The sequence below is a fragment of the Psychrosphaera aestuarii genome, from assembly GCF_017948405.1.
Classification (GTDB): domain Bacteria; phylum Pseudomonadota; class Gammaproteobacteria; order Enterobacterales; family Alteromonadaceae; genus Psychrosphaera; species Psychrosphaera aestuarii.
This window is the reverse complement of the sequence record NZ_CP072844.1, coordinates 2,858,433-2,871,637: the sequence shown is the minus strand read 5'-3', so window position 1 is coordinate 2,871,637 and position 13,205 is coordinate 2,858,433. Positions and strand designations below refer to the sequence as shown.

Genomic DNA, 13,205 nt, shown 5'->3' with positions numbered 1-13,205 from the left:
TTATATGGAAGGCTTACAAATTTTGTGGGCGTCAACCGCATTGGCTAACTTTGAAATTGGTCAAATTATAATGATGTTGGTTGGCTGTTTACTGTTATTTTTGGCGATTAAAAAAGGTTTTGAGCCGCTATTGTTATTGCCGATTGGTTTTGGCGCGATATTAGCAAACATTCCGCTTGCGGGTTTCACAGAGCCAGGTGGTGTGCTTTATTATATCTATTATGTGGGTATAGAAACTGGAGTATTCCCATTACTCATATTCATGGGCGTAGGTGCAATGACGGACTTTAGTGCGCTTATAGCTAATCCAAGAATGTTGCTTCTTGGTGCTGCCGCGCAGTTTGGGATATTTGCCACTTTATTTGGCGCCATTGCACTGAATTTGGTACCAGGGTTTGAATTCACGTTAAAGGACGCATCGGCAATAGCCATCATAGGCGGTGCAGATGGTCCAACAGCTATCTTTCTTGCCTCTAAACTTGCCCCGGACTTATTAGGGGCGATTGCTGTTGCGGCGTATTCATATATGGCTTTGGTTCCTATTATTCAACCGCCTATTATGAAAGCGCTAACTACACCGGAAGAACGACAAATAAAAATGGAGCAACTTCGAGTTGTCAGCAAAAAAGAGAAAATCCTTTTTCCGCTAGCCGTTCTTATGTTAACAATTCTATTTTTACCAGCAGCAACTCCGTTAGTCGGCATGTTCTGTTTAGGTAATTTGATGAAAGAGTCGGGAGTAGTAGATCGTTTAAGTAACACAGCACAAAATGAACTCATCAACATAGTGACCATCTTTTTAGGATTAGCGGTTGGTTCTAAACTTAGTGCAGAACAATTTTTAACGCTAGAAACGCTAGGTATATTAGGGCTTGGTGCTGTCGCCTTTAGTATTGGTACCGGTACTGGAGTCTTAATGGCTAAGGTGATGTCTAAATTTAGCGACAAACCGATCAACCCACTTCTTGGTGCCGCTGGAGTTTCAGCAGTTCCAATGGCAGCGCGAGTCGTCAATAAAGTTGGTCTGGAAGCAAATCCGCATAACTTCTTGTTAATGCATGCGATGGGACCAAATGTTGCGGGTGTATTGGGCTCAGCAGTGGCAGCAGGTATTCTTTTAGCTCTCGTTGGCTAGGTGCCTGGATAAAATCGTAACATTATAAAAACAAAAGCCTATTTATTGAAAAATGAATGGGCTTTTTTTTTGCAAATAAACTATCACATCTTCATTGTTGGAATAGTGTTCGTTTGTTATACTTTTATCCCGTCCTATGTACATCCAATTTAATTTTTTAACACTCACTTTGCTGTAGTTCCTATTAGCGAAGGTTTTTGTATTGTGTTGGCACTGTATGTAACCACGAATAGCAATCTAACTTGTAAAGGTTTGTATGACGACTCGATATATTTTTGTCACCGGTGGTGTAGTTTCTTCACTAGGTAAAGGCATAGCGGCGGCTTCTTTAGCAGCAATTCTAGAGGCACGTGGATTAGACGTGACCATTCTTAAACTCGACCCATATATAAATGTTGATCCTGGTACCATGAGTCCAATTCAACACGGGGAAGTATTTGTTACAGAAGACGGTGCAGAAACCGATTTAGACTTAGGTCACTATGAGCGATTTATTCGCACCAAAATGACTAAGAAAAACAACTTCACTCAAGGTCGTGTCTACCAAGACGTATTGTCTCGCGAACGACGAGGGGATTATTTAGGCGCTACAATTCAGGTCATTCCTCACATTACAAATGATATAAAGCGTCGAGTAATAGAAGGTGCGCAAGGGCATGACGTGGCGATTGTTGAAGTTGGTGGCACAGTGGGTGATATTGAATCACAACCGTTTCTTGAGGCCTTGCGTCAGTTAGGTACTGAGTTAGGTCGTGAAAATGCAATGTATATGCATTTAACTTTAGTTCCGTATTTAGGTGCTGCAGGTGAAATTAAAACAAAACCAACTCAGCATTCAGTTAAAGAGCTTCGCTCAATAGGCATTCAACCAGACATTCTTGTTTGTCGTTCTGATCGTTCTATTCCAGCTAATGAAAGAGCAAAAATTGCATTGTTTACAAACGTAGAAGAAAAAGCAGTTATTGGTCTTAAAGATGTTAGCTCAATCTATCAAATCCCAGCGTTATTAAAATCACAAGGCCTCGATGAGCTTATTTGTCGTCGTTTCCACATTGATCCGCCTGAAGCGGATTTGAGTGAGTGGGAACAGGTTCTTTATGAAGAGTCCAATCCGATAGGCGAAGTTACAATTGGTATGGTTGGTAAATATGTTGAATTACCCGACGCCTATAAATCGGTAAATGAAGCTTTAAAACATGCAGGATTGAAAAACCGTTTAACTGTCAATATTCAGTATGTTGATGCGCAAGACTTAGAGATTAAGGGAACGGAAATACTAGCAGACTTAGACGCGATATTGGTACCTGGCGGGTTTGGTGAACGCGGTACAGATGGAAAAATTATTGCTGCGCAGTATGCTCGAGAAAATAAAGTGCCATATCTTGGTATTTGCCTTGGTATGCAAGTCGCGTTGATTGAATTTGCTAGAAATGTGGCGGGATTAGAAAATGCCCATTCAACCGAATTTGATGCTAATACGCCTCACCCTGTTGTTGGTTTAATTACTGAATGGCTTGACGAAGATGGTCAGGTTGAAATGCGTAATGCAAGCTCTGACCTTGGTGGGACAATGCGTTTAGGTGCACAGCAATGCTACTTAAAACCGAACTCTAAAGCGAAAGAGGTTTATGGCAGTGAGTGGATTACAGAGCGCCATCGCCATCGTTATGAAGTAAATAATAACTACATAGACCAACTTGAGAAAGCCGGCCTTGTATTTGGTGGTTTATCAGCGGATAAAAAACTGGTCGAAATGATAGAGATACCGGGACATCCTTGGTTTGTTGCTGGTCAATTCCATCCGGAGTTCACCTCAACGCCGCGAGATGGCCATCCTCTATTTTCTGGTTTTGTCGGTGCAGCTGGCCAATATCATAAAAATAAATAAAATTAGTTTAAACGCAGCTTATGGCTGCGTTTTTATATTTAAAATAAGGAATTGAGAATGTCTCAAATTGTAAAAATAATTGGTCGTGAAATCATGGATTCACGAGGTAACCCTACAGTAGAAGCTGACGTTTACTTAGAGTCAGGTGCATTTGGTCGAGCGGTAGCGCCTTCTGGTGCATCTACCGGTTCTCGTGAAGCACTTGAATTACGAGACGGAGATAAAGCTCGTTACTTAGGTAAAGGCGTTTTAAAGGCTGTTGCAAATATTAACGATAAAATTGCACCAGCTTTACTTGGTAAAGACGCACAATTACAAGTTTTGATCGACCAAACAATGCTAGATTTAGACGGCACTGAAAATAAAACCGAGCTTGGTGCAAATGCGATTTTAGCTGTGTCACTTGCCAATGCAAAAGCAGCTGCACTTGAAAATGGTATTGCTTTATTCCAACACATAGCAAATTTAAATGGTACTAAGGGTGAGTTCTCTATGCCTGTACCTATGATGAATATCTTGAATGGTGGCGAGCATGCTGACAATAATGTTGATATTCAAGAGTTCATGATTCAGCCGGTATCAGCGCCAAACTTTAAAGAAGCGCTACGTATGGGTGCAGAAATATTCCATAGCTTGAAAAAAGTATTAAGTGAAAAAGGCCTAAGTACTGCTGTTGGTGATGAAGGTGGTTTTGCTCCGAACTTAGCTTCAAACGAAGAAGCATTATCTGTGATTGAAATTGCAGTTGAGCGTGCTGGTTACAAACTAAATGAAGATATTACTTTGGCACTAGATTGCGCGGCATCTGAATTTTACAGTGATGGTGTGTATAACCTTAAAGGCGAAGGCAAAGAGTTTGACTCAGCTGGTTTTGTTGATTACCTAGCAGACTTATCGACGCGCTACCCAATTGTTTCTATTGAAGACGGCTTAGACGAGTCAGACTGGGATGGCTGGAAGCTGCTTACTGATAAAATTGGTAACAAAGTTCAGCTTGTTGGTGATGACTTATTCGTTACTAACACAAAAATTCTTCGCCAAGGAATTGAGAAGGGTGTGGGTAACTCAATCCTTATCAAATTTAACCAAATTGGATCGTTAACGGAAACATTAGAAGCGATTCGTATGGCTAAAGAAGCGGGCTATACGGTTGTAATATCACACCGCAGTGGTGAAACAGAAGACTCAACAATTGCCGACTTAGCAGTTGGTACTGCAGCCGGCCAGATTAAAACAGGTTCTTTATGTCGCTCAGATCGCGTAGCTAAATATAATCAATTGTTACGTATTGAAGAGCAACTTGGTGAAGTTGCTTATCGAGGTCGAGCTGAAATTAAAGGTCAGGCTTAATTTCTGTACTTTTAATGAATTAATTGATTAAAAAGTGTATAAACAAAAGGAGCGAATAAACGCTCCTTTTTTATACAAAAAGTTGCAGTTACTAATTTTTGATATTGATTAAATAAGTTAACGCCATGTCACAAAATGATTTACAAAACACACTCTGGCAACAACGAGACAATCTGCAAATAAAGGCAGAGCTGTGTAATGTTTTGTACGAACGTGAATTGGCGCGATTAGCTAAAGACCCAGACATAACCTTGGTAAAATTAAAGAGGACAATGCTTTCGTTACCGTTTTATATAGGGCGAGCAGCAGAAAATGTAGTTAATACTTACTCACCTCTTGACTTGGATAGTAGCAACGCAAGTTGGTTAAGTCGTCAATCACCACAACCCTTTAGTGTGAAAGCTAATGCTGAAAAAACAGTTGAGTTTTACCAAAACTCCAGCCAAATAGCGCTAGTTGTTCCTATCTCTATTGATATTTACGGGATTGAATGTGTTGTATTAGATAGTATTGATGAAATCGATGTTAAAAATAACAGGGTACACTGCAATCAACACGGTTGGTTTAATTACGATGGTAGCGAGCTAGATCCAATAAGTGGTGAAAGGAAATTATTGTTAAAACCAGGTAAACCAGTTATGTCGGCGGCATGTTGCGGGCATCAGTGGAAAAATCTTCAAAAAAACAGTGCAAGAGCACTCAGTCTTCGTGAACTGCTGTTAGCGACACGCGTTAATTGGCATAATTTTTCAAAATTAGTTGCAGCAAAGTAGTAAATTCTAAGATTCTCCTTTATCTATGAGTTGGAGATTTGCATAATATAACCATGTATTAATTTGGAAGGAAATCACGTGAAGCCGCTCAATATATTAATGGTAATTTGTTCAGTGCTATTGCTTGTTCGTTTAATAGCTGGACATAACGGTATGCAATTCTATGCCGACAATAGAGCTGAAGTGAATAGTTTAAAACGTGACAACGATGAATTAATAAAACGCAACGAACTATTGGCCGCTGACGTAAAAGATCTCAAGGTAGGTCTGGAAGGAATTGAAGAAAGGGCAAGAAATGAGCTTGGTATGATTCGACAAAATGAAACCTTCTTCCGACTAGTACCAAATACTGAAGAGAAACGATGAACTTGAATGAACAAGTAGCCTTACCAAAACTAGCGGTAGTTATACCAGCGTCAGGTGTTGGTAGCCGAGTTGGCGCTTCGATCCCTAAACAATACATCCCACTGCTTGGTCAACCCATTTTAGCGCACACAATTGAAAAATTCATAAACCTGCCTTTTGTATCTAAGATCATTGTTGTGATAGCAAATAATGATGAATGGTTTTCGTCTTTAGCCATTTCTAAGCATGCAAATATACAAGTTGTCATTGGCGGTAAAGAGCGTGCTGATTCTGTACTCAACGGTTTAAAGGTCGCAACGGAACTTGGTTTTGACTGGGTCATGGTTCATGACGCCGCTCGCCCATGTGTTCTCACACAAGACATTGAAGTTCTTTACAAGAGTGCGCTTTTAACCCAGCAAGCCACAATACTTGGTAGTAAAGTCCGCGATACGATGAAACGGACACTTAGCGCTAGTAATATCATAAAGTCTACAGTTAGCCGCGATGACTTATGGCATGCTTTTACGCCACAGTGCTGTAAAACAGACGACTTAATACAGGCGTTATCAGCTCAAATTGGAGTGGACGGTTTAGTCAGCAAGTTAGTTACAGATGAGGCATCAGCGCTGGAGTTAGCTGGGTTTAATGTAGATATCATTGAATCTAGTGCTCGAAATATAAAAGTAACCCATCAAGATGATATCGAATTGGCATCATTTTATTTGAGAAGTGAGAAAAATGAATATTAGAATTGGTATGGGCTATGACGTCCATAAGTTTGGTGGCGTTGGACCATTGTCACTAGCGGGTGTAAAGATCCCTTTTGAGCAGGGTTTTATTGCGCACTCTGATGGCGATGTAGCTATTCATGCGTTATGCGACGCTATGCTAGGTGCCTTGGCGATGGGTGATATTGGTCAGCATTTCCCAGATAATGCCGATGAGTTTGAAAATATCGATAGCAGAATTTTATTACGCCATGTTAATAAACTAATTGCTGAAAAAGGTTATGTAGTAAGTAACTGTGATTTAACTATTATCGCTCAAGCTCCAAAAATGGCTCCGCATATCTTAACTATGAGAGAAACACTAGCAAACGACCTAGAAATAGATCCTAGTTATGTCTCTGTGAAAGCAACAACAACAGAAAAGTTAGGTTTTGAAGGCCGTAAAGAAGGTATATCCGTGCAAGCAGTCGTTTTATTACAAGGCAAATAAATGAGCGAATCGAACTTTTTTCAAGACTGGGATTTATCTCATTGGCAGTATTTACATGGTAAACCGCTAGGTGAAGCCGATTTTAAGTTATATCCAGAAGACTTTGTTGTTACAGAAAGCTTACCGTTTGAGCTAACAGGTGATGGCGAAAACTTGTACATGTTGATTGAGAAGCGTGAATTAAATACCCAACAAGTATGTCAACATTTAGCAAAAGTATTGGGCAAACGTTTACGAGACGTAGGTTATGCGGGTCTTAAAGATAAGCAGTCAGTAAGTCAACAATGGTTCTCGGTCCAGTCAAATGTCACACAAGAACTAGATCTTAGCGGTGTAGATACTGACCAAGTTAGAATTGTTAAGACCAAACGTCACCAAAAAAAGTTAAAAGTAGGTGCGTTAAAAGGAAACCACTTTTCAATTAGGTTACGTAATGTTTCAAATATTGAAGAACTCTCCAACAGGCTAAAAACGGTAGCTGAACTAGGGGTTCCAAATTATTTTGGGTTGCAACGTTTTGGCTTTAAAGGCAACAACTTAAATTGGGCAAATCGCTGGGCAGATGGCGAGTCTATTCGAGATAAAAAGATCAAAGGCTTTGCGTTATCGGCGGCAAGATCATACGTATTTAATGAAGTAGTTAGTGCCCGTATCGAAAAAGGAATCTTTTCGACTCCAGTTGACGGAGATGTATTTGTTTTAGCGGGAAGTAACTCCTACTTTACCGCAGTATTAGATGACTCGATAGACACTCGTTTGGCTGAGAAAGACATAATGCTGTCAGCACCAATGATAGGTAAAGGGCAGTCTATTTCTATTGCATCAGCGGCAGAGTTTGAAGATCCGATTGTTGCCAAGCATAAAAGTTGGTTATCGTTATTGGCTGAGCAAGGTTTAGAGCAACAAAGAAGAGTAATACATCTAACTCCACAAAATCTGATTTGTCAGGCTCAGGACGACGACTTGGTGGTAAAGTTTGAACTCCCCAGTGGAGCATTTGCAACATCGGTTTTAAGAGAGTGTGTAAACTTTAGGGAGCAACAATTTGAAAATACTAATAAGTAATGACGATGGGGTATTTGCACCAGGCTTAGAGGCTTTATATGATGCGCTGAGCACTATTGCTGAGGTTACTGTTGTTGCACCAGATAGAAACTTGAGCGGCGCGAGTAGTGCACTCACATTAACAAATCCCTTAAGATTGCAGCAACATAAAAACGGATTTTATAGTGTTAACGGTACGCCGACAGACTGCGTGCATTTGGCAATTAATCAATTGATGCCAGAGCCACCAGATATTGTTGTGGCAGGAATAAACCATGGCGCCAATTTAGGTGATGATACATTTTACTCTGGAACTGTGTCTGCGGCTGCAGAAGGGCGTCATCTTGGCCTCCCGGCCATTGCGATGTCATTAGCGAGTCGGTCTGAAACTAATTTATCTTGTGCAGCACAAGTGGCGAAAAAGGTGGTAGAGCATTTAATAGCCCATCCTATTGAGTCAGATCAAATATTAAACGTAAACGTTCCCGATGTATCATTTGAGGCGCTAAATGGTTTTTCAGTAACAAGACTAGGAAAACGTCACAAAGCGGAAATGATGACGAAACAAAAAGATCCTTGGGGACGCGAGATATATTGGTATGGTACCTTAGGAAAAGAACTCGATGCCGGTGAAGGTACAGACTTCTTTGCAGTAAACAATAATGAAGTATCAATTACACCGTTAAAAATTGATATGACCGCATATTCAAGTTTGGAAACGGTGTCCTCTTGGGTTGATAAAATTAAGTAGTGATATGAATCAATTTACTCGTAGCGGAGCTGCGCTTGCTAATCAGGTCAAAGGACTGGGCATTACGAACCCTGTTGTACTAGATGCACTAGCATCAATTCCACGCCACCTTTTTGTCGAACAAGTGTTAGCTCACAAAGCTTATGAAAATACAGCTTTACCAATTGGCCAAGGACAAACAATTTCTCAGCCGTACATAGTCGGTAAAATGACTCAGATATTGGTTGAGCATGGAGTTACATCCAATGTACTGGAAATCGGCACAGGCTCAGGTTATCAAGCTGCTATTTTAGGGCGCGTATTTAAAAATGTATTTTCTGTTGAGCGTATACGTCAGCTTCAACTTATTGCTAAACGTCGCCTTCAAAAGTTGGACATTTACAACGTACAAATGAAGCATGGTGATGGCTGGTTAGGGTGGGAGTCTAAAGCTCCCTTTGACGCTATTATTGTTACAGCAGCGCCAAGTTCTATACCTGCAGCGCTAAAAGAACAACTTAAAGATGGCGGCATTTTAGTATTGCCTTTAGGAACAGAAAATCAAACATTAGTGACAGTAACAAGGCAAGGAGATGAATATTTAGAAGTTCATCACGAGGCCGTTAAATTCGTACCTTTAGTGTCGGGAGATACAGCATAATGAAGTTGTTTACAAAGCTATACGATGCTTGTATCCGATGGGCTAAACATAAATACGCCACTTATTACCTGGCACTACTTACCTTTTCTGAGTCTATATTTTTTCCTATTCCACCAGACGTTATGTTAGCGCCTATGGTAATTAGTCAGCGCGAAAAAGCATGGACATTAGCTCTAATTACCACAATAAGCTCTGTTATTGGCGGGATTGTCGGTTATATGCTTGGAGCATACTTATACGAGCCAGTTGTCTTACCTTTCATCGAAATGATGAACTATCAAGATAAGTTCGCAACAATTGTGGGCTATTTTGATAAATATGGTGTTTGGATCGTTTTCCTTGCCGGATTTACCCCAATTCCGTATAAGTTATTTACTGTTAGTGCGGGCATGCTGTCTATGACGTTTTGGCCGTTTGTTTTAGCCTCAGGAGTTGGGCGAGGAATGCGCTTTTTCTTAGTGGCCGGTATCTTATATTTTGGCGGAGAGAAAATGGAACAAAAAATTCGCCAGTATGTTGATGTATTGGGTTGGCTCGTTATTGGCCTCATTGTGTTTTATGTAGGATATAAGCAATTTTAAATATGAAGTTACTTTCTACTATTTTGTTGTGTTTTATATTATTCGGGTGTGCAACTCGAAAATATCCAGCCCCTATTGTGCAAATTGACCAAGCTGGATCGTCATATACAGAACGAAACAAAGCCTCATTAACACAAAGTGTTTATGAGGTTCAAAAGGGTGAAACTTTATATTCCATATCTTGGCGCGCCGGAATCGACTATCGATTGCTCGCTCAAATAAACAACATTTCTGAGCCCTATGATATTTTTCCAGGGCAGCAGTTAGCGTTAACGAAAAACACAGTTATTGATAATAAGAATCGATCGCAAAAACAGCCTGTTACCATAATAAATACAACACAAAAAAATAATAAAAAAACTATTGCAAAAGAAAATTCAGAGGAGTACGGTAAAAAACAGACGAATCAAAAAGTAAAAAAACAAGTTCAAAAAGAACCAATTAAAAAGAGTGACAATGATTCGTTTCCTCACAAGGTACGCAAATGGCAATACCCTAGTGATGGTAAAATTATCGATACCTATTCCACCAAGGAAAACGGTAACAGAGGCATCGATTTCGGAGGAAGACCCGGCGACCCTATTATTGCTGCAGCAGACGGCAAAGTAGTTTACGCAGGTAGTGCGCTAAGAGGGTTTGGCAATTTAATTATCGTCAAACACAACAATGATTATTTGAGTGCTTATGCTCACAATCGTGCTTTGTTGGTTAAAGAGCAAGATTGGGTAAAGGCGGGTCAAGTTATTGCGGAAATGGGCAGCTCTGGAACCGATAAAGTCAAACTTCATTTTGAAATTCGATTTCGCGGCCGTACTGTTAATCCTCTTAAATACCTACCTAAAAAGCGATAAGCATAGATTGTTAACCTGAAAAACGTTGTTAATACAACGTCGATAGGAGTCACACTATGGGTCAAGAACTGATATCTGAAGCTGAAGAAAACGCAAAAGACGATGTTGAGCTTATTGAAGCGCAACTAGACGATTCAGATGATACCGTTGAGGAAGATGAGGTTGTTCTAAAAGCGGAACAACCGAAAAATCTTGACGCTACGCAAATATACTTAAGCGAAATTGGCTTTTCTCCTCTGCTTACCGCGGAAGAAGAAGTGTTCTTCGCTCGTAAATCTCTCAAAGGTTGTGATGCTTCACGCAAACGAATGATTGAAAGCAATCTGCGATTAGTAGTAAAAATAGCGCGTCGATATAACAACAGAGGTCTTGCTCTGCTAGATTTAATAGAAGAGGGCAATCTAGGCTTAATCCGAGCTGTAGAAAAGTTTGACCCAGAGCGAGGCTTCCGATTTTCTACCTATGCGACTTGGTGGATTAGACAAACCATTGAACGTGCGATAATGAATCAAACCCGCACGATACGTCTACCTATTCATGTGGTTAAAGAATTAAACGTTTACTTGCGAACGGCTAGAGAATTAGCACAGCAACTTGATCACGAACCAACAGCTGAAGAGATTGCCGCAAAACTTGATCGTCCAGTTGAGGATGTATCGAAAATGCTACGTCTAAACGAACGTATTAGCTCGGTAGATACACCAATTGGCGGAGACTCAGATAAAGTTTTACTTGATGTCATCGCTGATGACCGAATGAAAGGACCTGAGCTTAAGACCACAAATGATGACATTAATGACAACATAGTGCATTGGTTAGAGCAGCTAAACCCTAAACAGCGCGAAGTATTAGCAAGACGTTTCGGTTTATTAGGGTATGAGCCTTCTACGCTTGAAAATGTAGGAACAGAAATAGGACTTACCAGAGAACGAGTAAGACAAATACAAGTAGAGGCCTTACGTAGACTAAAAGACATGGCGCTACATGAAGGTTTGAACATGGAATCTTTATTTCAGGTTGAAGAGCATTAACGAGTCATACAACAAATTTAAGTTTTATAACTTTTATTTTGAATAGATAGAAAAGCCAGTAGATTACTGGCTTTTTTTGTTTCAATATTTGGTAGTAATTTATTTACAAATCTGCATAAAATAGAGTTCGTTAGTAATTTAAAACATTGCCACAATAAAGACATAGCCATTTGAAAATTCTACCCAAACGCATAGCTTTATTAATTATATTTTGCCTCACTTTCACTAGTGCATACGGTGTCGCGTATAAAAAAGAAGTGCTGGGTATAGCGTCTGAACCAGGCAAAATAATTACATTAAGAACCCCGCCAGCTAACGCTCAAGGTTACTACTTATCAGAAGTGTTAACTATCATTTATAACAAGCTCGGCTACGAAGTATCGTTTATAAATACCCCGGGAGTCAGGGAATTACAACTAGCGGCAGCTTCAAATTTATCGGGTGTATTAGCAAGAGATAGAGTGGTTGAATCTTCATTTCCTGATCTGGTTAGAGTCGATATTTCCCTGCTTGAATATCAGGTTATTTTGGTCGGAGATAGAAGGGAGTGTGGCTTTTGCTTACCAGAAAATATTACTTCTGTCGGTTACCCAAGAGGCTTAGTGGTCTTTGACAGTATAATAGAGCGATTTTTTAATAAACCCAATGTTATTGCGTTGACTAATACCCATGATGTAGAAGAGGTGGTATTAAAAAAACGTCTGCCTGCGTTTTTAACGGTGAACATTGATTATTCTGCGAACTTAGATTCAAGCCCACATATTGTTAAGCATGTATTGGATGTTCGGCCCGACTATCATTATTTATCTCCGCAAAATGCTTTTTTGAAGCCCTTAATTGAAAGAGAACTCCGGCGTTTAAAAGAGAGTGGTGAGTTAGAAAAATTAAAAGCACAATTTGGTATTCATGACTTTCAAGAACAAGTCGCTAAGCAACCGAAAGACTTAACAGTTAAGGCTGTTAGTGGTCATTGGGAAGCTTATACCGAGACAGATGGCACCGGTGTTTATTGGGGGCTTTTAGAGGAAGGCTTGCCTAAATCCATTATGCTACAGAAAGAGGCTAGTTCATGGCTTCGTGCAACGCGACAATTTAAGTCAAACAAAGCTGACATATTAGTGGGTACATATATGGGTATGCCAAAGGGCTATTTGACATCAAAGTATCATATAGACTACGAGGCGTCAGTTGTTGCTTTAACCCAAGATTTAGAAACACTTAACCGTTTAAAAAATAACGATTTAGAACTAAATATTTGCGCAGCAGAAACCTATGAATTAGTAAAAAAACAGCTATCTGACAAGGCATTAATCTACCGAGCGGACTTTTTTCTATGTGAACAATTGTTTTTACAAAAACGTGTTGATGTGATTGTGGAATATCCTTACAACGTCTCGTCATTTTTTGATCAGTACCCATCGATGGAGTTTTACGAGTCGTTACCGTTATTTATCATGTTTCAAAATAACGATAAAGGTCGATGGTTAAAGATGGAGTTTGATAAGGGTATTGAAGAAGCGAGCAGAAAAAATAAGTTATCCAAGCATTTCATCTCACTTGAAGACTATAAGCATGCTCGGATAAAACCTCTTTAA

At 39.9% G+C, this 13,205-nt stretch carries 14 protein-coding genes; all 14 read left to right on the top strand.

What is annotated here, in order from left to right:
* Window positions 1–4: 4 nt before the first annotated feature.
* The 14 genes from J9318_RS13010 to J9318_RS12945 all read left to right on the top strand — a co-directional run bounded on the left by J9318_RS13010 (window position 5) and on the right by J9318_RS12945 (window position 13,205).
* Window positions 5–1,135 (top strand): sodium ion-translocating decarboxylase subunit beta, encoded by a 1,131-nt coding sequence (locus tag J9318_RS13010; RefSeq protein WP_210560313.1) that lies wholly within the window; start codon window positions 5–7, stop codon window positions 1,133–1,135.
* A gap of 256 nt (window positions 1,136–1,391) precedes the next feature.
* Window positions 1,392–3,023 carry a CTP synthase gene (locus J9318_RS13005; RefSeq protein WP_210560312.1) on the top strand — a complete coding sequence of 544 codons (1,632 nt, stop codon included), beginning with the start codon at window positions 1,392–1,394 and terminating at the stop codon, window positions 3,021–3,023.
* Window positions 3,024–3,080: 57 nt separating this feature from the next.
* A complete protein-coding gene (gene eno / locus J9318_RS13000) occupies window positions 3,081–4,373 on the top strand; it encodes a phosphopyruvate hydratase (RefSeq protein ID WP_210560311.1) in 1,293 nt (430 codons plus the stop codon).
* A 125-nt stretch (window positions 4,374–4,498) separates the two neighbouring features.
* A complete protein-coding gene (locus J9318_RS12995) occupies window positions 4,499–5,146 on the top strand; it encodes a hypothetical protein (RefSeq protein WP_244731717.1) in 648 nt (215 codons plus the stop codon).
* Between the two features lie 78 nt (window positions 5,147–5,224).
* Window positions 5,225–5,512 carry a septum formation initiator family protein gene (locus J9318_RS12990; protein ID WP_244731714.1) on the top strand — a complete coding sequence of 96 codons (288 nt, stop codon included), beginning with the start codon at window positions 5,225–5,227 and terminating at the stop codon, window positions 5,510–5,512.
* Window positions 5,509–6,243, top strand: coding sequence for a 2-C-methyl-D-erythritol 4-phosphate cytidylyltransferase (gene ispD / locus J9318_RS12985; RefSeq protein WP_210560310.1), 735 nt, complete (start codon window positions 5,509–5,511; stop codon window positions 6,241–6,243). Before J9318_RS12990 ends, ispD begins: the two co-directional genes overlap by 4 nt.
* Window positions 6,233–6,712 (top strand): 2-C-methyl-D-erythritol 2,4-cyclodiphosphate synthase, encoded by a 480-nt coding sequence (ispF, locus tag J9318_RS12980; protein ID WP_210560309.1) that lies wholly within the window; start codon window positions 6,233–6,235, stop codon window positions 6,710–6,712. The genes ispD and ispF overlap by 11 nt, the downstream gene beginning before the upstream one ends.
* Window positions 6,713–7,777 carry a tRNA pseudouridine(13) synthase TruD gene (gene truD / locus J9318_RS12975; RefSeq protein ID WP_210560308.1) on the top strand — a complete coding sequence of 355 codons (1,065 nt, stop codon included), beginning with the start codon at window positions 6,713–6,715 and terminating at the stop codon, window positions 7,775–7,777.
* Window positions 7,758–8,507, top strand: coding sequence for a 5'/3'-nucleotidase SurE (surE, locus tag J9318_RS12970; RefSeq protein WP_210560307.1), 750 nt, complete (start codon window positions 7,758–7,760; stop codon window positions 8,505–8,507). Before truD ends, surE begins: the two co-directional genes overlap by 20 nt.
* Before the next feature lie 4 nt (window positions 8,508–8,511).
* A complete protein-coding gene (locus J9318_RS12965) occupies window positions 8,512–9,147 on the top strand; it encodes a protein-L-isoaspartate(D-aspartate) O-methyltransferase (protein ID WP_210560306.1) in 636 nt (211 codons plus the stop codon).
* Window positions 9,147–9,728 (top strand): YqaA family protein, encoded by a 582-nt coding sequence (locus J9318_RS12960; RefSeq protein ID WP_210560305.1) that lies wholly within the window; start codon window positions 9,147–9,149, stop codon window positions 9,726–9,728. Before J9318_RS12965 ends, J9318_RS12960 begins: the two co-directional genes overlap by 1 nt.
* 2 nt (window positions 9,729–9,730) lie before the next feature.
* A complete protein-coding gene (locus tag J9318_RS12955) occupies window positions 9,731–10,579 on the top strand; it encodes a peptidoglycan DD-metalloendopeptidase family protein (protein WP_210560304.1) in 849 nt (282 codons plus the stop codon).
* A 56-nt stretch (window positions 10,580–10,635) separates the two neighbouring features.
* The gene (gene rpoS / locus J9318_RS12950) at window positions 10,636–11,610 is read left to right on the top strand and encodes an RNA polymerase sigma factor RpoS (RefSeq protein ID WP_210560303.1); all 975 of its coding nucleotides are present in this window, start codon (window positions 10,636–10,638) and stop codon (window positions 11,608–11,610) included.
* A 170-nt stretch (window positions 11,611–11,780) separates the two neighbouring features.
* Window positions 11,781–13,205 (top strand): hypothetical protein, encoded by a 1,425-nt coding sequence (locus tag J9318_RS12945; protein ID WP_210560302.1) that lies wholly within the window; start codon window positions 11,781–11,783, stop codon window positions 13,203–13,205.

Excerpts from the sequence above, each read along its gene's own strand:
- J9318_RS12955 (WP_210560304.1), top strand. The coding sequence starts at position 9,731 with ATGAAGTTACTTTCTACTATTTTGTTGTGTTTTATATTATTCGGGTGT.
- eno (WP_210560311.1), top strand. The coding sequence starts at position 3,081 with ATGTCTCAAATTGTAAAAATAATTGGTCGTGAAATCATGGATTCACGA.
- ispF (WP_210560309.1), top strand. The coding sequence starts at position 6,233 with ATGAATATTAGAATTGGTATGGGCTATGACGTCCATAAGTTTGGTGGC.
- J9318_RS13010 (WP_210560313.1), top strand. The coding sequence starts at position 5 with ATGGAAGGCTTACAAATTTTGTGGGCGTCAACCGCATTGGCTAACTTT.
- J9318_RS12965 (WP_210560306.1), top strand. The coding sequence starts at position 8,512 with ATGAATCAATTTACTCGTAGCGGAGCTGCGCTTGCTAATCAGGTCAAA.
- truD (WP_210560308.1), top strand. The coding sequence starts at position 6,713 with ATGAGCGAATCGAACTTTTTTCAAGACTGGGATTTATCTCATTGGCAG.
- ispD (WP_210560310.1), top strand. The coding sequence starts at position 5,509 with ATGAACTTGAATGAACAAGTAGCCTTACCAAAACTAGCGGTAGTTATA.
- J9318_RS13005 (WP_210560312.1), top strand. The coding sequence starts at position 1,392 with ATGACGACTCGATATATTTTTGTCACCGGTGGTGTAGTTTCTTCACTA.
- J9318_RS12960 (WP_210560305.1), top strand. The coding sequence starts at position 9,147 with ATGAAGTTGTTTACAAAGCTATACGATGCTTGTATCCGATGGGCTAAA.
- J9318_RS12995 (WP_244731717.1), top strand. The coding sequence starts at position 4,499 with ATGTCACAAAATGATTTACAAAACACACTCTGGCAACAACGAGACAAT.
- rpoS (WP_210560303.1), top strand. The coding sequence starts at position 10,636 with ATGGGTCAAGAACTGATATCTGAAGCTGAAGAAAACGCAAAAGACGAT.